The organism is Halorubrum salipaludis (assembly GCF_002286985.1).
GTDB classification, from domain to species: domain Archaea; phylum Halobacteriota; class Halobacteria; order Halobacteriales; family Haloferacaceae; genus Halorubrum; species Halorubrum salipaludis.
The window spans coordinates 455,948-477,784 of the sequence record NZ_NSKC01000002.1 but is presented as its reverse complement, the minus strand read 5'-3'; the positions used below and the strand labels follow the sequence as shown (position 1 = coordinate 477,784).

At 69.3% G+C, this 21,837-nt stretch carries 18 protein-coding genes and 1 tRNA gene; 3 read left to right on the top strand and 16 right to left on the bottom strand.

Going from position 1 to position 21,837, the window contains the following annotated elements; genetic code table 11:
* Nucleotides 1-82: 82 nt before the first annotated feature.
* A tRNA-Arg gene (locus CK500_RS05015) sits at nucleotides 83-155 on the bottom strand.
* 59 nt (nucleotides 156-214) lie between these two features.
* Nucleotides 215-496: a Sec-independent protein translocase subunit TatA/TatB gene (locus CK500_RS05010; RefSeq protein WP_095636151.1), complete on the bottom strand. Its 282-nt coding sequence runs from the start codon at nucleotides 494-496 to the stop codon at nucleotides 215-217.
* A gap of 190 nt (nucleotides 497-686) precedes the next feature.
* Between CK500_RS05010 and CK500_RS05005 the strand changes: the two genes are divergently transcribed.
* The gene (locus tag CK500_RS05005) at nucleotides 687-1,157 is read left to right on the top strand and encodes a redoxin domain-containing protein (protein ID WP_095636150.1); all 471 of its coding nucleotides are present in this window, start codon (nucleotides 687-689) and stop codon (nucleotides 1,155-1,157) included.
* 13 nt (nucleotides 1,158-1,170) lie between these two features.
* Here the strand turns inward: CK500_RS05005 and CK500_RS05000 are convergent, their stop codons facing one another.
* From CK500_RS05000 to CK500_RS04980, 5 genes are all read right to left on the bottom strand, one after another.
* Nucleotides 1,171-3,195: an AMP-binding protein gene (locus CK500_RS05000; RefSeq protein WP_095636149.1), complete on the bottom strand. Its 2,025-nt coding sequence runs from the start codon at nucleotides 3,193-3,195 to the stop codon at nucleotides 1,171-1,173.
* 51 nt (nucleotides 3,196-3,246) lie between these two features.
* Nucleotides 3,247-3,627 (bottom strand): hypothetical protein, encoded by a 381-nt coding sequence (locus CK500_RS04995; RefSeq protein ID WP_095636148.1) that lies wholly within the window; start codon nucleotides 3,625-3,627, stop codon nucleotides 3,247-3,249.
* Nucleotides 3,628-4,297: 670 nt separating this feature from the next.
* Nucleotides 4,298-6,838, bottom strand: a complete 2,541-nt coding sequence (gyrA, locus tag CK500_RS04990; RefSeq protein ID WP_095636147.1) for a DNA gyrase subunit A — start codon at nucleotides 6,836-6,838, stop codon at nucleotides 4,298-4,300.
* Nucleotides 6,835-8,772: a DNA topoisomerase (ATP-hydrolyzing) subunit B gene (gene gyrB / locus CK500_RS04985; RefSeq protein ID WP_095636146.1), complete on the bottom strand. Its 1,938-nt coding sequence runs from the start codon at nucleotides 8,770-8,772 to the stop codon at nucleotides 6,835-6,837. The genes gyrA and gyrB overlap by 4 nt, the downstream gene beginning before the upstream one ends.
* Before the next feature lie 97 nt (nucleotides 8,773-8,869).
* Nucleotides 8,870-9,787: a hypothetical protein gene (locus CK500_RS04980; protein ID WP_095636145.1), complete on the bottom strand. Its 918-nt coding sequence runs from the start codon at nucleotides 9,785-9,787 to the stop codon at nucleotides 8,870-8,872.
* Nucleotides 9,788-9,937: 150 nt separating this feature from the next.
* Between CK500_RS04980 and CK500_RS04975 the strand changes: the two genes are divergently transcribed.
* On the top strand, nucleotides 9,938-11,149 hold the full coding sequence (locus CK500_RS04975) for an iron-containing alcohol dehydrogenase family protein (RefSeq protein ID WP_095636144.1): 1,212 nt from the start codon (nucleotides 9,938-9,940) through the stop codon (nucleotides 11,147-11,149).
* A gap of 123 nt (nucleotides 11,150-11,272) precedes the next feature.
* Here the strand turns inward: CK500_RS04975 and CK500_RS16785 are convergent, their stop codons facing one another.
* The 8 genes from CK500_RS16785 to CK500_RS04940 all read right to left on the bottom strand — a co-directional run bounded on the left by CK500_RS16785 (nucleotide 11,273) and on the right by CK500_RS04940 (nucleotide 19,176).
* The gene (locus CK500_RS16785; protein ID WP_144049517.1) at nucleotides 11,273-11,491 is read right to left on the bottom strand and encodes a hypothetical protein; all 219 of its coding nucleotides are present in this window, start codon (nucleotides 11,489-11,491) and stop codon (nucleotides 11,273-11,275) included.
* 111 nt (nucleotides 11,492-11,602) lie between these two features.
* The gene (locus tag CK500_RS04970) at nucleotides 11,603-13,126 is read right to left on the bottom strand and encodes an MATE family efflux transporter (RefSeq protein WP_233138760.1); all 1,524 of its coding nucleotides are present in this window, start codon (nucleotides 13,124-13,126) and stop codon (nucleotides 11,603-11,605) included.
* Between the two features lie 148 nt (nucleotides 13,127-13,274).
* Entirely contained in the window at nucleotides 13,275-13,568 is a 294-nt protein-coding gene (locus CK500_RS04965; protein ID WP_095636248.1) for a hypothetical protein, read from the bottom strand.
* 8 nt (nucleotides 13,569-13,576) lie between these two features.
* On the bottom strand, nucleotides 13,577-13,852 hold the full coding sequence (locus tag CK500_RS04960; protein WP_095636142.1) for an ArsR/SmtB family transcription factor: 276 nt from the start codon (nucleotides 13,850-13,852) through the stop codon (nucleotides 13,577-13,579).
* Nucleotides 13,853-13,954: 102 nt separating this feature from the next.
* Nucleotides 13,955-15,439: a molybdopterin-dependent oxidoreductase gene (locus CK500_RS04955; RefSeq protein ID WP_095636141.1), complete on the bottom strand. Its 1,485-nt coding sequence runs from the start codon at nucleotides 15,437-15,439 to the stop codon at nucleotides 13,955-13,957.
* A gap of 154 nt (nucleotides 15,440-15,593) precedes the next feature.
* Nucleotides 15,594-16,022, bottom strand: a complete 429-nt coding sequence (locus CK500_RS04950) for an EamA family transporter (protein ID WP_095636140.1) — start codon at nucleotides 16,020-16,022, stop codon at nucleotides 15,594-15,596.
* A 48-nt stretch (nucleotides 16,023-16,070) separates the two neighbouring features.
* Complete coding sequence (locus CK500_RS04945) at nucleotides 16,071-17,816, bottom strand: histidine kinase N-terminal 7TM domain-containing protein (protein ID WP_095636139.1); 1,746 nt, start codon at nucleotides 17,814-17,816, stop codon at nucleotides 16,071-16,073.
* 166 nt (nucleotides 17,817-17,982) lie between these two features.
* A complete protein-coding gene (locus CK500_RS04940; RefSeq protein ID WP_198951494.1) occupies nucleotides 17,983-19,176 on the bottom strand; it encodes a UbiA family prenyltransferase in 1,194 nt (397 codons plus the stop codon).
* Between the two features lie 193 nt (nucleotides 19,177-19,369).
* Between CK500_RS04940 and CK500_RS04935 the strand changes: the two genes are divergently transcribed.
* The gene (locus tag CK500_RS04935) at nucleotides 19,370-20,140 is read left to right on the top strand and encodes a VOC family protein (RefSeq protein WP_095636138.1); all 771 of its coding nucleotides are present in this window, start codon (nucleotides 19,370-19,372) and stop codon (nucleotides 20,138-20,140) included.
* A 596-nt stretch (nucleotides 20,141-20,736) separates the two neighbouring features.
* Here the strand turns inward: CK500_RS04935 and CK500_RS04930 are convergent.
* A complete protein-coding gene (locus CK500_RS04930; protein ID WP_095636137.1) occupies nucleotides 20,737-21,786 on the bottom strand; it encodes a threonine aldolase family protein in 1,050 nt (349 codons plus the stop codon).
* Nucleotides 21,787-21,837 lie beyond the last annotated feature (51 nt).

Sequence of the window (21,837 nt, the reverse complement as noted above, 5' to 3'; positions counted from 1 at the left end):
CACTCACTCCGCTCGCTGCGCTCGCTTCGTTCCCTGCTTCGAATCCCGCTTGTACCGCTACTGCTCACGTCGTTCGCAGTAGCGGGCACGGCGGGATTCGAACCCGCGATCGAGAGGTTAGGAACCTCTCGCCCTGTCCGCTAGGCCACGCGCCCGAGTCGGTGAAGAGCGGAGAAAACGTCGCTGCGGGGATCGGTCGGCGCCGCGGAGCCGATTACGCGCTGGTCTCTTTCTCGGTCTCGGTCTCGACCGTGTCGTCCTCGTCGTCGATCGCGGAGTCGGTCTGGACCGTCGACTCCTCGTCGTCGCCCTGCATCTCCTGTAGTTCTTCCTCGACCTGTTCGCGTCCCTTCTTGAACTCGCCCATCGCCTGGCCGGTCGATCGAGCGAGCTTCGGGATCTTGTTCGCCCCGAATAGCAGGACCAACACGAGCAGGATGATGAGGAGCTCCGGGCCCGCCGGGATGCCGCCGATCAGTGGAGTCGCACTTACCATCTCTACACGACCGTAGCTCTCTGGCGACTATAGTCTTTTTGCCTCGATACATGACCCGAAGATCCCGTCCGAGCGGTCTCGAGCTCATCGATCGCGCCGGTCTCGGATCCGAAGAGCGCTCCCGTCCGTGCCGGTCCGAATCGGCTGCCGGCGGCGAAACGGTGATACCCCGCCGCGGTGACCGATCCGTATGCCCGATATCGGCGACGACGCTCCGGCGTTCACCGCCTCGCTCGTGACCGACGAGATCGAACCGTTCGACCTGTCCGACCGCCTCGGCGGCGAGCCGGTCGTCCTCGCCTTCTTCCCGGCCGCCTTCTCGAACACCTGCACGGACGAGATGGAGGCGCTCCGCGACGAGTTCGACCGCGACGACTGCACCCTGCTCGGCGTGAGCACCGATCTCCCGCACGCGCTCGCGGCGTACCGGGCGCAGTACGACCTCCCCTTCGGCCTCGTCGCGGACCCGGACCACCGAGCGATCGAGGCGTACGACGTGAGCGAGGACAGCTTCGAGCGCTACGGCGTCGACACGATCGCGCGGCGCGCGGTCTTCGTGATCGACGGCGACGGCGCCGTGAGCTACCGTTGGCTCGCGGACGACCCGGGACAGGAGCCCGACTACGACGCGCTCGCGGAGGCGGTCGGCGAGGCGGCCTGAACCGGCACGGCCCTCAGGACGGATCGCGCAGTCCCTCGAGCGCCTCCGGGTTCTCCATCGACGAGAGGTCGCCCGGGTCTTCGCCCCGGTAGACGGACTCGATCGCTCGCCGGATGATCTTCCCCGACTGCGTCTTCGGGAAGGCGTCGACGAACAGCAGCTCGCGCGGCCGGAACGGCTTCCCGTGCTCCTCGCCGACCAGCGCTCGCAGCTCCTCGCGGAGCTCGTCGGTCGGCTCGACGCCGGGTTCGAGCACGACGTACACGACCACGGCAGTCCCCGTGGTGTCGTCGGGGACGCCGACCGCGGCCGCCTGGTTGACGGCGTCGTGGTCGATGAGCACGCCCTCGATCTCGGCCGGCCCGACCTTCCGGCCGGCGACGTTCAGGGCGTCGTCCGCGCGCCCGTGCAGGAACCAGAAGCCGCCCGAGTCCTTCTGCGCGAAGTCGCCGTGGTCCCACAGGTCCTCCCACGTCGACCAGTACTCCTCGAGGTAGCGCTCGTCGCCCGACCACAGCGACTTCGTCATCGACGGACAGGAGTCGCGCGCGACGAGGAACCCGCGCTCGCCCGACTCCCTGACCGACGCGCCGCTCTCGTCGACGATGTCGATGTCCATCCCGAGCCCCGGCCCGCCGAGCGTGCAGGGCTTGAGGGGCTGGTTCGGCATCGGCATCAGGAAGCAGCCGCAGATCTCCGTGCCGCCGGAGATGTTGATTATCGGGCACTCGGAGCCGCCGACCGCGTCGTAGAACCAGCGCCACGACTCGGGGTCCCACGGCTCGCCCGTTGAGCCGAGGATGCGGAGCGAGGAGAGGTCGTGGCCCTCGACCCACTCGTCGCCGTGTTTGCGGAGCGCGCGGATCGCGGTCGGCGAGATACCGAACTGCGTGATCGCGTGCCGGTCGATCATCTCCCAGAAGCGATCCGGCTCCGGGTGGTCGGGCGCGCCCTCGTACATCACCACGGTCCCGCCGAACGCGTGGTTGCCGATCAGCGTCCACGGCCCCATCATCCAGCCGATGTCGGACACCCAGAAGAACCGGTCCGCGGGCTTCTGGTCGAAGCCGAAGTGGATCTCCTTGGCGCACTGCGTGAGGACGCCCGCGTGGGTGTGGACGATCCCCTTCGGCTCGCCGGTGGTCCCCGACGAGTACAGCAGCATGGACTCCTGATCGCTGGGGAGCCGCTTCGTCTCGTAGCCGGTCGGCTGCGACGCGACCGCCGCCTCCCACGTCACGTCGCGGTCGGGATTCCACGGAATCGGGTCTTCGGGGGCGGTCTCCCCGTCGCTTCCCGGCGTCGCGCCGAGCCGGTCGTACACCACGGCGTGCTCGACGTGGCCCGCCTCCTCGATCGCCGCGTCTGCGGTCGCCTTCAGCCGCACCTCGCTCCCGCGGCGGTAGAACCCGTCTCCCGTGAAGAGGACCGACGGCTCGGCGTCCGCGATCCGGGTCGCCGTCGCCTCCGTGCCGAACCCGGAGAAGATCGGCACCGCGATCGCGCCGACCTTCAGGCAGCCGTAGAGGATGGGGACGACCTCGGGCACCATCGGCATGTACAGCCCGACCGTGTCCCCGGCCTCGATCCCGACCGACTCCAGGTAGTTGGCGACGCGGTCGCTCTCGCGTTTGAGCTCGTGGAACGTCACCTCCCGCACGTCCCCGGGCTCGCCCTCCCAGATCAGCGCGACCCGGTTGCGGTCCGGGGAGTCGACGGCGGCGTGGCGGTCGACGACGTTGTGCGCGACGTTGATCTCGCCGCCGAGGTACCAGTCGGTGAACTGCGGGCCGTCGGCGTTGTTTCGCACCGCGTCGTAATCGGCGTAGAAGTCGATGTCGAGGTAGTCGACGATCTCGTCCCAGAACCAGTCGACGCCGGACTCGGGTTCGCCCGCGACCGCCGAGGTGGTCCGGCGGATTAGCTCCTCGTAGTCGTCGATCCCGTACTCGCGCATGAACGCGGCGACGTTCGTCGACTCGGCGAACGCCGCGCTCGGCTCGTGTACGACCTCGTCTATCCCCTCGTACTCGTCCATCTCGTCCGGCCGTTTTCGCGGTGACCGTAAGTAATTTTCCTGAACGTTCGGCTACCGCGGATCGACGCACTCGCCGGCGACCGAGACGGTCTCGGCCTCGACGGCGACGGTCCCGTCGTACAGGGCGCAGACGCCGGCGTCCCACGCGAGCCGCCCCTCCCAGTCGGCGCCCGTCACGACGACCTCGTGACCGCCCGTCGCGCCGACGGTCACCTCGAACGCCCGGGCGACGCCGGCGTCGACGCGGTCGGACTCCTCTACATACGTCGTCCCGTCGTCACCCTCGACGACCACCTCCACGTCGACCGGCTCGTCACCGTCGTTTCGGACCGTCAGATCGAGTCGTCCGGAGTCGTTCTCGCCGAACCCGAGACAGCCCGCGGCCGCGGTCGCCAGCGCGGCCGTCCCGGTGAGGAGCTCTCGTCGACGCATAGTCGAGACTCGTCGCTACGGAACTTGAATCCCGCACACGCGACTGCTCGACCGATCGATAGCGGGAGTGGGTATAGCAAATTGGCTGATCGGTTATTTATAAGTGGAGTTGTGGTGTTGCTGACGAGTGTTTATAAGTGATCGACGGTGTTGCGGTGAAGACCTGCAAAGCCCCAGGCGATCACTTATAAACGGTTAACTGGAGATCGGCGGCGAGGACCTCCAAAGCCCCAGGCGTGAGGCGCCCAGACACTCGCTGCGCTCCTCGTCACTCGTTCCACTCGTTCCTGCGGTGCTTACATCGCCTCTGGGCGCCTCACGCCTGCCCCTTTGAGCCCCACCCCGCACAGCAACCGCAGCCTCACGCCTCCCCAGCCTCGTCGGCGGCTCCCGTTGGTCGCCGCCGACTCCCTCGTGCGGTCTCCTCGCGGACCTTTGGCCCGCTCGGAGGCGCACGCCACCGCGGCGTCCTTTATAAGCGATCATCCCTGTCGCTCACAGCTATTTAAATACCGTATCGTCCCCACCGATTTGCTATACCCACTCCCGCAGTCGATCGCCACGCTGTCCCTGGGAACCGAAACCGGACCGATCGCCTCGCCCACTGAGGACGACAACGAGCCCGACGGGCAGAACACGGATGAGCCGTCAGCGGCGTCCCGGTCGGTGCCTACTCGTCGTCGGAATCGACCGATTCGTCGCTCTCATCCGCCATCTCCTCTCCGTCGTCGGCCACCGCTTCGTCCGCCTCCTCGTCGGCGTACGCCGACTCGGGGACGATGTCGACGGAGGCGACCGCGTCGTCCGGATCGAGGTTCATCACGATGACGCCCTTCGTGTTGCGGCTCACGGTCGAGATCTCCTCGACGCGGGTCCGCATGATCTGGCCGTCGTCGCTCATCGCGATCAGGTGGTCGCCGTGGGTGACCGCCTCGATGGCGACCGCCTCGCCGTTGCGGTCGCCGGTCTTGATATCGATCAGTCCCTTCCCGTTGCGGGACTGCAGGCGGTACTCGTCCAGGTCGGAGCGCTTCCCGTAGCCGTTCTCCGTGACGGTGAGCACCCAGTTGTGGTACGCCTCGTCGATGGCGGCGACGCCGGCGACCGCGTCGCCCTCGCGCAGGTCGATGCCGATCACACCGCGCGCGGTGCGCCCCATCGCGCGCGCCTCCGACTCGTCGAACCGGATCGCCATCCCGTTCCGGCTCCCGATGACGATGTCGCGCTCGCCGTCGGTCACCTCCACGTCGACGAGCTCGTCGCCGTCCTCAAGCCGGATCGCGCGGATCCCCGTCGACCGGATGTTGCCGAACTGGTCGACGGCGGTCCGCTTGATGTACCCGTCGCGGGTGACCATCGTGAGGAACTCATCGTCGTCCAAGTCCTCGGTGTTGACGACCGCCTCGATCTCCTCGCCGTCGTCGAGATCGAGGAGGTTGACCGCGGACTTCCCCCGGGCGGTCCGGGACATCTCCGGGATCTCGTAGGTCTTCAGCTCGTAGATCTGCCCGCGGTTGGTAAAGACGAGGAGGTAGTCGTGGGAGTTGGCGGCGAACACGGAGGAGACGCGGTCTCCCTCCTTCAGTCCGGTGCCGATGATCCCCTTGCCGCCGCGGTTCTGCGCGCGGAAGGTATCGAGGGACATCCGCTTGATGTAGTCGTCCTCGCTCATCACGACGACGCACTCCTCCTCGGGGATGAGGTCCTCGTGGGTCACGTCGCCGACGTCCTCGATGAAGCTCGTGCGGCGCTCGTCGTCGTACTCGTCTTTGATCTCCCGGAGCTCGTCGACGATCACCTGATCGAGTTCGTCGGGGTCGGCGAGGATCGCCTCCAGCCGCTCGATCCGGGCGGTCACGTCCTCGTACTCCGACTCGATCTCCTGGGTCTCCATCGAGGTGAGCGACCCGAGCTGCATCCGGACGATGTGGGCCGCCTGCGCCTCGGAGAACTCGTAGTCCGCTTCGAGCGCCGCCTTCGCGGCGTCGCGGTCGTCGGAGTCCTGGATCGTCTCGACCACGTCGTCGACCTGTTCGAGCGCCTTCAGCCGCCCCTCCAGAATGTGCGCGCGGTCCTTCCGCTCGTCGAGCTCGTGTTCGGAGCGCCGCCGGACCACGTCGCGGCGGTGCTCGACGTAGTGTTCGAGCGTCTCCTTGAGGTTCAGGACCTGCGGCGAGCCGTCGACGAGGGCGAGGTTGATGACGCCGAAGGTGCGCTCGAGGTGGCTCTCTAACAGCTGGTTCTTGACGACCTCGGCCATCGCGTCGCGCTTGAGGTCGACGACGACGCGGATCCCGTCGCGGTCGGACTCGTCGCGGAGGTCTCTGATTCCCTCGATCGCGCCCTCGTTGACGTCCTCGGCGATGCGCTCGACGAGCCGGGACTTGTTCTGCTGGAAGGGGAGCTCCGAGATGACGATCCGACCCTCCTCCTCGTCGACCTCGAACTCGGCGCGGACGCGGAGGCGCCCGCGGCCCGTCTTGTACGCCTTGTGGACCGCGTTCCGGCCGACGATGTTCGCGCCGGTCGGGAAGTCCGGCCCCTTGACGTGTTCCATCAGGTCCTCGACGGTGCAGTCGGGGTTCTCGATCAGCTCGACGGTGGCGTCGATCACCTCGCCGAGGTTGTGCGGCGGGATGTTCGTCGACATCCCCACCGCGATCCCCGAGGAGCCGTTGACGAGCAGGTTCGGGAACGCCGAAGGCAACACCTCGGGCTCCTCGAGCCGATCGTCGTAGTTCGACGAGAAGTCGACCGTGTCGCGCTCGATGTCGGCCAGAAGCTCCTCCGCGATCGGCGACATCCGGGCCTCCGTGTACCGCATCGCGGCCGGCGGGTCGCCGTCGACGGAGCCGAAGTTCCCCTGGCCGTCGATGAGGGGGTACCGCATCGAGAAGTCCTGAGCCATCCGCGCGAGCGTGTCGTAGATGGCGCTGTCGCCGTGCGGGTGGTAGTCACCCATCGTCTCGCCGACGACGGAGGAGGACTTGCGGTGTGAGGAGTTGCTGGTGACGCCCGCCTCGTGCATCGCGAAGAGGATGCGTCGGTGGACGGGCTTGAGCCCGTCGCGAACGTCGGGGAGCGCGCGGCCCGCGATGACCGACATCGCGTAGTCGATGTACGACTGCTCCATCTCGTCTTCAATGCGGGCGTTCGTCACCTGCGCGGCGCGGACGTCGTCTGGGTCGACGTCGGGCACGTCCGAGCTCATATGTCCACCCACTCCGCCTCGGTGGCGTGCTCTTTGATGAACTGCTTGCGCGGCTCGACGGCGTCACCCATCAGCACGTTGAACATGCGGTCGGCGGCGGCCGCGTCGTCGACGTTGATCCGCTTGAGCCGCCGGTTCTCGGGGTCCATCGTCGTGTCCCACAGCTGGTCGGGGTTCATCTCGCCGAGCCCCTTGAACCGCTGGACCTGATCCGGGTTCCCGTCGCACTCCTCCTCGACGAGCCGGTCGCGCTCTTCCTCCGTCATCGCGTCGTACGTCTCGCCGCGGTAGCGGACGCGGTAGAGAGGCGGCTGGGCCGCGTACACGTAGCCGGCTTCGAGCAGCGGCTTCATGTGGCGGTACAGGAGCGTTAAGAGGAGCGTCCGGATGTGGGCGCCGTCGACGTCGGCGTCCGTCATGATGATGATCTTGTTGTACCGGGCGTCGTCGATGTCGAACTCCTCGCCGATCCCCGCGCCGATCGCCGTGATCAGCGCGCGGATCTCGTCGTTCTCCAGGATTCGGTCGAGCCGGTGTTTCTCGACGTTGAGGATCTTCCCTTTGAGCGGGAGGATCGCCTGGTTCTCGCGGTTGCGGCCCTGCTTCGCCGAGCCGCCGGCCGAGTCGCCCTCGACGACGAACAGCTCCGCCTCGGTGGGGTCGCGGGTCTGGCAGTCGGCGAGCTTGCCGGGGAGCGCGGACGACTCGAGCGCGGACTTCCGGCGGGTCAGCTCCTCCGCCTTCTTCGCCGCCTTGCGCGCCCTGGCGGCCTCGGCGGCCTTGTGGACGACCTTCCGGGCGGTGTCGGGGTTCTCCTCGAAGAAGGTGCCGAGCTTCTCGTGGGTCGCGGACTCGACGATGCCGCGGACCTCGCTGTTGCCCAGCTTCGTCTTCGTCTGGCCCTCGAACTGCGGGTCCGGGTGTTTCACCGAGATGACCGCCGTGAGCCCCTCGCGCACGTCCTCGCCCTTGAGGTTCGCGTCGAGGTCGTCGACGAGCCCGTGCTCGTTGGCGTAGTCGTTGACGGTGCGGGTCAGGGCGGTCTTAAAGCCGGTGAGGTGGGTGCCGCCCTCGCGGGTGTTGATGTTGTTCGCGAACGCGTGGACGGAGCCCTGCAGCTCCTCGGTCGCCTGCATCGCGACCTCGACGTGGATGTCGTCCTGCTCGTCCTCGAAGTAGATGACCTCCTCGTGGATCGGCGTCCGCGTCTCGTTGAGGTAGCCGACGAACTCCCGAATGCCGCCCTCGTAGCGGAACGTCTCCGCGTCGCCCGCGTCGCCGACGGTCTCCGGATCGCGCTCGTCGACCAGCGAGACGGCGACGCCGGAGTTGAGGAACGCCAGCTCGCGCAGGCGGTTGGCGAGCGTCGAGAACTCGAACTCGGTCGTCTCGAAGATCTCGTCGTCGGGCCAGAACCGGATGTCGGTCCCGGTGTCCTCGCCGTCGTCCATGTCGCGGACGCGCTCGAACCCGTCCTCGGCGGGCTCGCCGCGGGCGAACTCGTGGCGGTAGACGCCGCCGTCGCGTTTCACCTCGACCTCCAGCCGCTCGGAGAGGGCGTTGACGACGCTGACGCCGACGCCGTGGAGGCCGCCGGAGACCTGGTAGGACTTGGAGTCGAACTTCCCGCCGGCGTGGAGGACGGTCATGATCACTTCGAGCGCCGGGCGGTCGTACTTCTCGTGGGTGTCGACCGGGATCCCGCGACCGTCGTCGCTGACGCTGACGGACTCGTCGTCGTGGATCGTGACGCTGATCTCGTCGCAGTACCCCGCGAGCGCCTCGTCGATGGAGTTGTCGACGACCTCGTAGACGAGATGGTGGAGCCCCCGACCGTCCGTGGACCCGATATACATCGCCGGACGTTTACGGACGGCCTGCAGGCCCTCGAGGACCTGGATCTGGCCGGCTCCGTAGTCGCTCTGCTCTGGCATAGAACTTGGCGGAGGTAGATGGTGCCGGGTTATAAAGCCGGCGCACGCGCGCGGGCGTGTGAGCGAGAAGCAACAATTGGTGACGCACCCGGCCGATCTATCGCCCCTCGAAAACTGCTCGCGCTCGCTCGATGACCGCGGCGCGAACCCGCTCCGGGTCCGCGCTCCCGCCGCCGTCCCCAAACCGAACGGGCGTCTCCCGCGCGATCGCCTCGACCACCCGATCGGCGATCGGGTCGACGGTCGCGGCCTCGCCCCGCCGCTCGATTCCCTCGACGACGCGGTCGAACCGGTCGTCGGTGGCGTACCGCGCGGCGATCGCCTCGGGGTCGTCGGCGTCTAGATCCCCGGTGTCTGGACCGTCAGCGTCTGGCCCGTCGCGGTCGCCGCCCGCGCCGTTCTCGCTCGCGGCCGTCGTCTCGTCCCCGACGAGAAGTTTCCCCCTGCCGCCGCGCTTGTTGCGGACGACGACTCCGGCGGCCGGACCGTCGCGCCACGCCGATCGGGGGACCGCGTACCCCTCTGGGTCGAAGTCACGGGCGTTCACCTCGCGCTCGACCGCGTTGACCGGGGCGAGGCCGACGCCCTCGAAGATGGCCGCGGCGGCGTCGGGGGGTCGGAAGGCTCCGGCATCCGAGTCCGGCCCCTCCCGCTCCCCGATCCACACGTCGGTCCCGAGGAACGCCGGGATCCGGTCCCAGTCGTAGTCGGTCCCCAGGTGGTGGGTGGCGACGCCGAAGAAGACCACCTCCTCCGGGTCGTCGACCGCCTCCCGGAGCGCCTCGCGGTCGAACCGCTCGCGAACCGCTCGGACGGCGGGGCGGAGCGCGACCGGAACCGCCTCCGGACCCGCGAACGTCGTTTCGGGGTCGCCGAAACGGAGGAGCCCGGAGTCGTCCATCCGGAAGCGAAGCCCCGTCCCGTCGATCAGTTCGAGGAGCCAGAGGTGACCCGTGAGGAGGCCCTCTGCGGCCTGCGGTCCGTGAACGTCGGGGAGGGGTGGAAACGAGCGCATGGATGGGCGACGGTGAGTCGTCGAAGCGTGGGTTCCGGAGGGGGTTGGCTCTTGGGGGTCGCCGGGGAGGCCCGGTGGGCGGTCCGATTTCGACCGCGTGTGCCGCCCGTTCCCACAGCTACAAGCCGCCGCCCGGCGTACCGACGCCCGATGCTACCGATCGCGGACTCCTTCGAGCACGACTATCAGGGCTGTGAGATCCGGTACGGGCGCGGGCGCGTCGACGAGCTCGGCGACGTTCTCGGCGAGCGGGGGATGGGCGACGCGCTCGTCGTCTGCGGCTCGAACGTCGGCGCCAACGACGACCTGATGGACCCGATACGCGAGGGGCTCGGCGACCGGTTCGCCGGGGTGGTCGACGGGACGACCCCGGACAAGCGCGTCGAGGAGGCGTTCGACCTGCTCGATCGCCGGGCCGAGGTCGGCGCGGACTGCCTCGTCGCGGTCGGCGGCGGGAGCAGCCTCGACGTGGCCCGGCAGGCGACCCTCCTCGACGTCGACGGGCGCGACCTCGACGACCTCCGCGCGGACGCGGAGGAGGGGGCGGACGCGCTCGGCGACCTCGCGCCCGGGACCGACCCCGAGCTCCCGTTCGTCGTGATCCCAACGACGTTCGCGGGCGCGGACCTCTCCACCGGCGGGTCGCTGGAGGTGCTCCCCGCGGACGCGTCGCCCACCGGACAGCCGATGACCGTCAGCGGCGGCGGCGCGATGCCGACCATCGACCTCGCGGACCCGGCGTTATTCGAGACGACGCCCCGGTCGGCGCTGGCCGGCTCGGCGATGAACGGGTTCGACAAGGGGATCGAGACGCCGTACGCCGCCGACGCCTCGCCCGTGAGCGACGCGACCGCGGTCCACGGCACCCGGCTCCTGCGGGACGCGCTCCCGCACGTCGCCGGCGACCGGCCCGAGGACCCGGCCGCGACCGACCGCGCCGTGGTCGGCGCGCTGCTCGTCCAGCTCGACCGGAAGATCTCGGTGATCCACGCGTTCGGGCACGGGTTCGCGCGCCGGTACGACGTGCAACAGGGGAACGTCCACGCGGTGGTCGCGCCGCACGTCCTCGCGTACCTCTTCGACGAGGTGGACGCGAGCCGGCGTGCGCTCGCGAACGCCTTCGACGTCGCGACCGCGGGCCGAGACGACGCCGCGATCGCCGAGGACGTGGTGCGGGAGGTCGCCGCCGTCCGCGACTCCCTCCCGGTCCCCTCGCGGCTCCGCGACCTCGGACCGGTCGAGGAAGACGACTTCCCCGCGATCGCCGAGTACATCGCGGACGACTGGTCGATGGACCGCGCGCCCACCGACCTCGACGCGACGCCCGAGGCGATCGAGGGCGTGCTCCGCGAGGCGTGGTGAGCCGTTTATAAGTAGCCGATGCGATGGCGCGCGCCTCCGAGCGCCCACCGGGCGCGAGTAGTGAGAGACGGAAGGCCTCTCTGACAGCCAGATGCGTTGTCCCTAGAACGGCCGGTCGCGTCCTCAGGAGTACGGCGTCCGTCGTCCGAGGATCTCAGCCAGAAGGGGGTATGCAATCACAAATATCGCGAAAATGATCGCCTCTCGGGGACCGATAACTATCCACGCGGTGGATATGAGTATCGTTGCGGAAAGCGCACCGACACATAACCCCTTGGTCCTTCCGTTCATGAAGGAGACGACGGCGCTACCGTGCAAAAAACTAGCTGTGATGGCGTTCATCGACGAACCTCGATAGGGAGCTTGGGGCTGCTAACTCAACAGAACCGTCTCCGCTTGACAGAGCTGTCTCCGCTTGACAGAGCTGTCTCCGCTTGACAGAGCTGTCTCCGCTTAATCGTCCGCGGGCGCGTCCGGCCGGTACGCCTCGCTTATTTTCTTCCACTTCCCGGAGTGGAACCGCCAGTAGTTGATCGCGGCCGGGATCGTCGTCTCCGCGAGGAACGCGAGGTACACGCCCCACAGCCCGATCGCGGGGAGCGCGATCTCCGGGATCGTCACGCCGAGCCCCGGCACCGAGAGGGCGGGCGTCGCCTCGTGCGCGCCGACGTACGCCAGCGGGATCGACACGCAGAACATCCCGAGGAACTGGCTCGCGAAGGGGATCTTCGTGTCGCCGGCCGCGTCGAGCGGCCCCGCCGCGCCCCCGGAGACGCCTTGGAAGATCACCGCCACGCAGGCGGCGTACACGAGGTTCACGGCGATCGGGATCTCGGGGCTGTCGGGCGACTCGGCGAAAAGCGAGACGATGTCGGTCGCGAATATCGCGATCAGCACCGCCGAGACGGCGTACGTCGCCACCGAGAAGCGGATGATGTCGCGGGCGTACGCCTCGGCCTCCTCGGGGCGCTCGACGCCGAGCTCCTGGCCGACCAGACTGGACGAGGCGAGCCCGAAGCCCCAGCCGGGGGTGTTCATGATCCCCCAGATGCGCCGCGCGATGACGAACGCGGCGACGGTGTTCTCGCCGAACACGTCGAGGATGGCGAGCATGGGGAACTCGGCGACGGTCCACACGAGGTTGCGCGCGCCGACCGGGAGCCCGATCTCGACGAGGTCGCGGAGCATGTCCGGGTTGACGAACGAACCGAACGGGTCGATCGCGACCGGGAACTCCCCGATCCCCGGCGCGCGACCGCGGACGAGCCCCACGGTGAAGCCGGCGACGGCGAGCACGTTCGAGAGGACGGTGCCGAGCGCGGCGCCCTCGACGCCCCACCCGAACCCGAAGATGAACAGCGCGCTCAGGACGATGTTCGCGACCGCGCCGCCGGCCCGGACCTGCATCGCGGTGTACGCGTCGTCGCAGCCGACGAGCACCCGGCTGCCGACGAGGTTGAGCGCGGCGAAGGGGACGCCGAGCCCGACGATCCGGAGGTAGTCGGCGCCGAAGGCGATCGCCCGCTCGTTGCTGCTCAACACGTCGATGAAGCGCGTCGGGAACGTCCAGAACGTGACCGAGACGGGGATCGTGATGAGGATCGCGAGGAGGACGCTCGCCCGGACGGCGTCGCCGAGCTCGCCGTACGCCTCCGCGCCGAAGCGCTGGGAGACGAGGGCGATGGTGCCGCCGGCGACGCCGCCGCCGAGCGCGAAGGCGAGCCCCCAGTAGGGGCCGGCGAAGCCGACGCCGGCGACCGCGCTGGTGCCGACCGCGACGCCGACCATCGCCACGTCGACCGCGTTCTTCGACATCCGGGCGATCCCCGTGACGATCCGCGGCCACGCGAGGTCCGTGGTCCGGACCACCCGGTGGCGATCGATGAGTCCCGCCCGGGCGAGCGCGAAGCCGATGTAGAGGATGAGTGCCCGGAAGGGGTTCGGGAGCGAGGAGACGAGTCGTTGGAGGCGAGACACGGCGGACACGCCCCTTTTCAGGGCCGCGGCAAAGTCCTTTCGTCACCCGGCAGGCGTCTCCGGATGGGGCACGTGACCGCGTCGCGGTCGCGATGGTGCGACAGGGTCGACGGTGCCAAGCGCCACGGGTCCCTGCCGCGCCGAACGGCTACTTCAGGGTCGCGTACGTCAGGAGGCTCACGGCGAGCAGCTCCAGCAGCCGCATGCCGACGACGACCTGCCCGACGAACGGGTCCATGCTGTACAGCGTCCGCATCCCGTTGAACAGGAACGCGAGCGCGACCAGGTTCTCGACGAGGAGGACGCCGGCGAACCCTAACAGCCCGAGCACCATCGTGGTCTTGAACCGGCGGTAGTTCGACGCCCAGACCGCCACGAGGACGGCGAGTAAGACGCTGTTGACGGCCGTGATCGCCATCGCGAGGGCGGTCGGGAATCCCATCGCCACGGTCACTCCACCTCCGCCGCGATCTCCTCGAACGTGTCCGCGTGCTCCTCGAACCGGTCGGTGGGGAAGTAGAGCTTCCCGTACTCGTGGTCGCCGGATTCGACGACGCCGTGTTCTCGTAGCATGTCTAGGTGATGCGTGACCGTGTTGTAGTCGAGGCCGAGTTCCTCGGCGAGTTCGTTCGCGTTCCGCGGGCGACGGGTGAGTTCTCTGACGATGCGGACCCTGTTGGGACCGCCGCGACTCCCGGCGAAGAGGTACCACAGGGCCTTCTCCATGTCACGTCTGCCCGTCTCACGGTACCTGTAAAGCGGTTTCGTCACGGGGACGCGACCGGCGGCGGGCGGGGCCGGTGAGCCCGGGGAGTCGGGCGGGGCCAGTCATCCGTTCACCGTTCGGGAGACCCAGCCGGACGCCCCCGACGGCACGGAGCCCGACTCCGCGGCCGGTTGGAGGGTCCCCTCGCCGTCCGTCGCGCGGACGACCACCTCGTGGGCGCCGTCCGGCTCAAAGACGTGCCGCCACTGACGCCAGGCGTCCTCGTCCGGCAGTTCCGCGGAGAGCTCCGCGTCCGTCCACGTCTCGCCGCCGTCGGTCGAGACCTCGACGCGGTCGATTCCGCGGGTGCCGGCGTAGGCGTGGCCCGCGAGCTCGGTCCGCCCGTCGCCGAGGTCCGTGATACCCTCGTCCCAGAGCTTGGCGACGGTGTTGACCGGACCGGTCCCCTCCCAGCCGCGCTCCTCCCAGTAACCGTCCTCCTCGGTCTCGAGCAGCTCGATCTCCGTGAGCCACTTGACGTTCGTCTCGCCCCAGTGGCCCGGGATCAGCACGCGGACCGGGCGCCCGTGAGTCGGGGGGAGCGCCCGCCCGTTCATCCCCCACGCGAGGAACCCCTCACTGAGGACATCGACCGGGAACTGGACGTAGTAGCCGTCCTCGCCGCGCAACATCGCGCAGTCGCACGCGCCCTCGGGGTCGACGGCGTCGATCAGGGGGGCGATCGGCGTGCCGGTCCAGACCGCGGCGTCGAGCTTCCGCTCGTTGATGTCCTCGCCGACGCACCGGAGCGCGACGAGGCGGTGTTCGGCCTCCCGCTCGGTCAGCTCGTCGTAGTCGACCGTCAGGTCGCTCCCGGTCTCGCCGGTGAACGTCAGCGACCACTCGGCGGCCGGGATCTCGGGCTCGAACTCCGCGATGTCGACGCTGTAGAACTCGTCTATCGGGCTCACGAGCCCGTGGAGGTCGTCGCTGGCGACGTCGAGCGACGCCGCCTCGACCTCGCCGAGCCGCGCCTCCGCGCCCGCAGCGCCGGGAGCGGGGGCGGCCGCCGGAGCGGCGTCGCCCCCTCGGTTCCGTCCGATCAGCGCCGCCGCCCCGGAGACGCCGACTATCGCCGCGACCGCCGCGAGCGCCTGACGGCGGCTCGGGTCGACCGCGTCCGGGACCGCCCCGGAGACGCCGGCCGCGGTGACGACGCCCGCGGAGAGTCCGGCGGCGACCGCGGAGACGGGCGCGCCGGTCAGGCCGGTCGCGAGCAGCCACGCCGCGCCGGCGGCGAGGACGGTCCCGCCGAGCGGTCTTCCGACCCGGTGAGCGACGCGGAGCCCGCCGAACACGCACGCCCCGAACAGCCCGACCGCGACGGCGACGGCCCCGCCGAGGTGGAGCAGGTGCGCCGGCTCGCCGACGTTCTCGATCATGAACGTCACGATCGCTCCGGGGGTCCCGTCGACGATCGCGCGGTCGATGGGCGAGGCGACGAACGACGCCGTGGCGCCCGCGACGGCGTAGGAGGCGGCGACCGCGAGGACGCCGGCCGCGACCGACACCGCCGCGTCGCGCCGGCGGCTCTCGTGTGCTGTCATACCTTCCAACGGGTCGCCACGGGCTAAAGGGATTTTTCAACAGTCGAACACACTTCGGCCGAACTCCCTCCAAACTCCGTTCAAACTTCGTCCCGGATCGGCGCGCAGTCGATCGATGGAGACCGGAACGCGGACGAACGCGGAGGGAGGCGAATTACGCGCCGGAGACGAGGTACACCGACGCGACGGCGAAGGCGATGCCCAGCGCCTTCCGGGCGGTGAACGACTCGCCGAGGAAGAGGAAGCCGATCACCGAAGAGAAGACGAGGAACATCGCGAAGATGGGGGTCACGACGCTCACCGGGCCGAGCGCGAGCGAGCGGTACAGCGCCAGGATGCCGATCCCGAGGAAGACGCCGGCCGCGAGCACGTGGACGATCTTCGGCGAGGCGAGGTGCTCGCCGAACCCCTGTCCAGTGTACGCGAGCACTCCGACGGCCATGCAGATGAGGAGCGTGTTCGAGACGACGACGGCCACGTCGCTCGGGATCGCGTCGGGACCGGTCGTCGCGACGCGCATCAGCGGCGAGACCAGCGCGTACGCCCCCATCGCGAGCAGGGCGTACGGGAGATACGTGTCCATGGTTTTCGCAAGACAGGCCGCGGACAAGTGCCTACCGACCCGCGGTCGTCATCGCGCTCGCGTCTCCGCCCTGCCCGCGTTCGCGTCGGCGTCGGCGTCGGCGTCCGCATCCCCGTCGGCGTCCCCCCGGACCGGCACCGAGACGGTGACGATCGTCCCGCGGGGCTCCCGGTCGTCGAACGCGACGTTCCCGCCGACCTGATTGGTCCCCCACTTCACGATCCACAGGCCCAGCCCGCTGCCGTGTTCCAGGGGGGTCTCCGTGCCGCGTTTCAGGACCTCGCGCTCCGCCTCGTCGATCCCGGGACCGTCGTCGGCCACCGAGAGCTCGATCCACCCCGCTTCCGCGGTCGCGCTGAGCCACACGGACGGGGGGTCGCTGTCGTTGTGCCGGACCGCGTTCGAACACAGGCTCTCCGCGATCACCCGTACCACCGCCGGGACGCGGACGGCCGGAACCGCCCCCTCGACGGAGACGTTCGCCGCCGGAAACTCGGCCCGGAGCGCCGCGACCGTCTCGTCGACGAGCGCCCCGAGCGCGACGGGTGGGGGCGCCTCGGTCATCGGGTTGAACAGCTCGCTCGCGGTCCGGGTGCGCTCGCTGAGCTCGAGGATGCGCGCGGCGCTCCGCTTGACCACCGACAGCGCCCGCTCGTCGGTCGGATCCGCGTGCAGTCGGTCGGCGTACCCGGTGATGAGGTTCGTCTCCGTCCGCACGTCGTGTCTGAACACCCGGTTGAGCACGTCCAGCCGCTGCTGTTGCCCCAGGTACTCGCCGATGTCGTGGAACACCACCACCTCGCCGGTCGGGCGGTCGTGCCCGTCGGTAATGCGCCGGAGGGTGACGTCGTAGGGGCGCCGCCCTTCCGATCCGACGATGGAGAGCGGCGACCGGTCCGATTCCTCGGCGGAGACGTCGTCGTACCGCGGGACGACCGCGTCGGCCGGTTCTCCGATCGCGGTCCGCCGGTCGATCCCGAACGTGTCCGCCGCGCTCTGGTTCAGGTCGATCACGTGCCCCTCCGTCCCGATCACGAACGCCGGATCGTGGAGGTGTTCGAACACCAGCTGGCGCGCGCGACGGCGCGGGGCCGGCGCGAGCGTGAGGAGCCGGAACCGCGAGAGCGCGAGGAGGTACGCCACCCCGGACACCGCGAACGCGAGCGGTGTCGGGTCGAGTCCGGCGACCGGGAGCGACCCGGTGAGGTGGAAGACGCTGCTGGCCCACGGCGCCGCCGTGCCCACGATCAGCGCGGCGCTCTGTCCCCGGAAGGGCCGCGCGTCGTCCCGAACGAGCTGGAGGATCGGAATCGACCCGAACAGCCCGAGCAGGTAGGTGTACCCGGCGATGACGTAGTACCACGGCCCGGTCTCGACGCGGAGGAAGGAGCCGACCGCGGTCGACGCGACCTCGCGGTCGGCGACGATGAGGCCCCACGGGTCGCCGACCGCGACGACGACGAGGGTGACGATCGGGGCGACGAAAACCCCCGCCACGAGCCGCGGCGTCACGTACCGCTCCCGGCCCGTGTACTCCAGCGCGAACAGCAGCCATCCGACGGGGATGATCACCACCCCGAGCCACTGCACGTCGTACCACAGCGACTTCGCCGCGAGGGTCGACGCCTCCAGTTCGAAGACGAGGAAGGTCGTCCACCAGACCTGCCCGACGAGCAGCAACGTCAGCCACGTCGCGCCCGCCTCCGGCCGCTCGCGCCACGCGAGGATCCCCGCTGACGTACCCGTAACGACGGCGCATAGCAGCGCGACCGAAAGCGGGCTGAGGCCGATCACGGTTATTTGCAGAGGTCCAGGATATAAATCATTTTACTCCGGCGGACAGACAGTTCCGTTCCGTCCGCGGCCGCCTTCTGCGAACGAAACGCGGGGACAGCGAGGCCGCGCCGATGTCGGGCGGCGCCCGATCGGATTCGGCGGCCCGGTCACACCCGCCGGTCCGTCACGCCGCGACGAGCGCGAGCGCGACCGCCACGACGAGGTACGTGCAGTCGGGGGCGACCCCCAGCACCCCTGCGTCGTCGACGCGACCGGCGAGCGCGGTGACCGCGAGCGAGGCCGCGAGCCCGACGCCGAGCGCCGCGGCGATCCCCGGCGCGAGGACCCCGGTCGCGGTCGCCGCCGCCAGCGTCGCGGCCGTGAGGAGGTCGACCCCGTACAGCACGCGCCGGGTCCGGGGGACGCCGAGCGAGATGGGGAGCGTCGAGACGCCCGCCGCGGCGTCCGCCTCCACGTCGCGGACGTTCGGGAGCTCGGTGTCGACGAACGACCGCAGGAGGAAGTACGCGAATGCGACCGCGACGACCGGCTCGATCGGCGCGGCGCCGAATACCGAGAGACCAGCCGTCGGGGCGCCCGAGCCCGGACCTCCGGCGAACGCCAGCGGGAGCAGCGTGACCGCGATCGCCCACCCCGCGGCGACGACGACGGAACTGAGGACGGGGACCTCCTTCAGGCGCGGGAGCCGCAGTCCGGTCCCGAGTCCGGCCTCCGGCGCGAGCGATCGGAGGGCCCGCCCGGCGTTCGGGAGCCAGTCGGAGGCGTACGCGATCCAGAGCGCTCCCGGAAGCAGCGCGACGCCGAGCGCGAGCGGTCCGCCCGCGATCGAAAGCGCCACCGCGAGCCCGTAGGCGAGGGCGGCGGCGATCATCAGCTGATCGCCGTACCGGAGCGCGATCCGCGCGCGACCCGGCGTCGACCGGGCGTCCGCCGCCGCGTCGGCGACATGGTCGACGGTGTACACCGCGAACGCGACGAGCCCGACCACGGCCGGCGCGGCCGAGAGCGGCACCCCCAGCAGGACGGTCGCGATGACCGTTTCGAGCGCGGCGACGACCGCCACGAACGGGGATCCGGAGGCGAGCCCGACGAGCGACTGCAGGAGCCCGTGTCCGGGGCCGGTCGGTTCGGTCACGTTCGGTTCCGTCGCGTTCGGTTCGGTCACATTCGGTTCGGCCGAGCGCGTCGGCTTCGCCTCGCTCGCCGCGCCGGTCGGCGCGGACGCGGCCGCGACCGTCGCCTCGGTACCGATCGGCTTCGACCGGGAGGTCGACGCCGCGTCGAGTGTTGCTTCAGCGTGATACGACTCGTCGGTGCCGTCGATCGCGGTCGACGGCGGATCTCGTTTGTCTTGCATCGATCGGCGAGCGGCGCCGTTCGCGGCGCGTCCCGCCGGTTACGTATCAATCTCCGGTACCAATCAATTAATACGGAAATAACCGGAGAAAACGCGGAACGCGTTTGCCGTGACGGCTCCCCCGCGGGGCCGGATCGCGGCCAGCGCCGATCCCTTCAGTACGCTTTTGGGGCGAGCGACCGACGGATCGCGTATGGACGGAACCTTCGATCACGTGATGATCCGCGTCGAGGACTTAGAGGAGAGCCTCGACTGGTACCAGACCCACCTGAACTACGAGGAGAAGGGACGCTGGGAGGCGGACACCTTCACCAACGTCTACCTCGGCCCCGAGGAGCTGCACGAGGACGGCGCGACGCTGGAGCTCACCTACAACCACGGCGACCACACCTACGAGGTCGGCGACGCGTGGGGCCACATCGCCGTGCGCGTCCCCGAGGACGCACTCCAGGAGTCGTACGACCAGCTGATGGACGAGGGCGTCGAGGACTACCGCGACCCCGAGTCGTGCGGCAACCGCTACGCGTTCGTGAAGGACCCCGACGGCCACGAGATCGAGATCGTCAAGCGCGACTACGGCGCGAAGTGGAGCATCGACCACACCATGATCCGCGTCGAGGACGCCGACGAGGCGCTCGGCTACTGGACCCGCAAGTTCGAGTACACGGAGCAGCCGGCCGGGCGCTGGGAGGCCGACACCTTCTCGAACTACTTCATGGCCCCCGAGGACGCGCCGAAGGAGGCGATGAAGCTGGAGCTCACCTACAACTACGACGGCCGCGAGTACACGATGGGCGACGGCTGGGGCCACCTCTGCGTCCGAGTCGACGACCTCGACGAGGCGTGGGACGACCTGATGACCCGCGAGGCGCCCGACTACCGCGATCCGGAGTCCTGCGACCACAACTACGCGTTCACGAAGGACCAGGACGGCCACGAGATCGAACTGCTCGTCCGGGAGTAGGGCGGGTCGTTCCGAGGGTCACGCTCCCGGCCCCGTCGAAGTCCTTTCGTTCAGAGACGGTATCGCGTCCAACAGCCGGTCGGCGAGGAGTGCGTATCGCCCGACGGAACACGTCCGCGGTCGACGTTGACCGAAAACGTCCGCGGTCGACGTTGACCGAAAACGTCCGCGGTCGACATTCGATGTCCGAGCCTGCGCCAACTGCGGGAGCGAGTCTCGCAGATCGGCGGTGGCAAGACGGTTTTTAAACGGACAGTGAGCGACAGCGACGGGCACTTATAACGAACGACGCGGCCGGGTCGAATTTTGCTCGACTGCCAGAGGTGCGAAGCGCCTTTCGGACGACAGCGAGTGTGCGCTGCCCGCAGCGACTGGAGCTTTGCAGCCCCTCACTCCTAAGCCGTCAATCATTTATAAATGCCTGCCAGCGATGTCGCAACCTGACTTATAAACAACCGATCAGCCAATTCGCTACATTCACCCCCGATGTCGATCGCTGCCGGCCTGTACTGGTGAGAACCGGGATGTACATTCTCTTGGGAATCGCCTCAGTAAAACCCGGATAACCGATCGCGGCGTCGCGTGTAACCCCGGAACTACGCCAGCTCCCTGATCACGTCGCGAACCCGCTCGACCGCGGCGTCCACGTCGTCGCGGCCGACGTCGAGGTGGGTGGTGAACCGGGTCGTGTACTCGTCGAACTCCACGCAGCCGACGCCGGCGTCCTCGCAGGCCGCCACGAGGTCGGACGCTGCGATACCGGCGTCGTCGGTGTGCGCGACGACAATGTTGGTGTCGGGAGCGGGCGCGTCGACCCCGTCCAGGGCGTCGAGTCCGGCCGCGAGCCGCTCGGCGTTGGCGTGGTCGTCCGCGAGTCGCTCGACGTTCTCTAAGGCGAGCAGGCCCGGCGCGGCGATCAGTCCGGCCTGCCGCATCCCGCCGCCGAACAGCTTCCTGACGCGGCGGGCCTCCTCGACGAACGATTCGTCGCCGGCGACGATCGAGCCGACCGGCGCGCCGAGCCCCTTGGAGAGACAGAAGGAGACGGTGTCGACGGGCGCGACGAGCTCGCTCGCGTCGACGCCGAGCGCGACCGCGGCGTTGAACACGCGCGCGCCGTCGAGGTGGACCGGCACGTCGGCGTCGCGAGCGGCCTCGGCGGCCGCGGCGATCGCTTCGACCGGGATCGCCGTCCCGCCGCGGTAGTTGTGGGTGTTCTCCAGCGCGAGGAGCCCGGTGCCGGGGCGGTGGAGGTCCTCGCCGACGATCCCCTCTCGGACCGCGTCGGGCGTCGGGACGCAGCGCTCGCCGGCGTCGATCGTCCGGGTCTGAGCGCCGGAGAGCTTGGCGGCGCCCGCCAGCTCCCAGCGGTAGATGTGCGACTCGCGCTCCAAGAGGAGCTCCTGTCCGGGCTCGGTGTGGACGTGGACCGCGATCTGGTTGGCCATCGTCCCCGAGGGGACGTACAGCGCGGCCTCGGTGCCGACCGCGTCGGCGGCGCGGCGCTCCAGCTCGTTGACGGTGGGGTCGTCGCGGTACACGTCGTCGCCGACCTCGGCGGTCGCGGCCGCCTCGCGCATCGCCTCCGAGGGCGTCGTGACGGTGTCGGACCGCAGGTCGATGAACTCGTCGTCGGCTTCGGGCATCGGTTGGTGGTCGTTCAGCGGCGGTTCGGATATATCTCGCGTTCGAGGAAC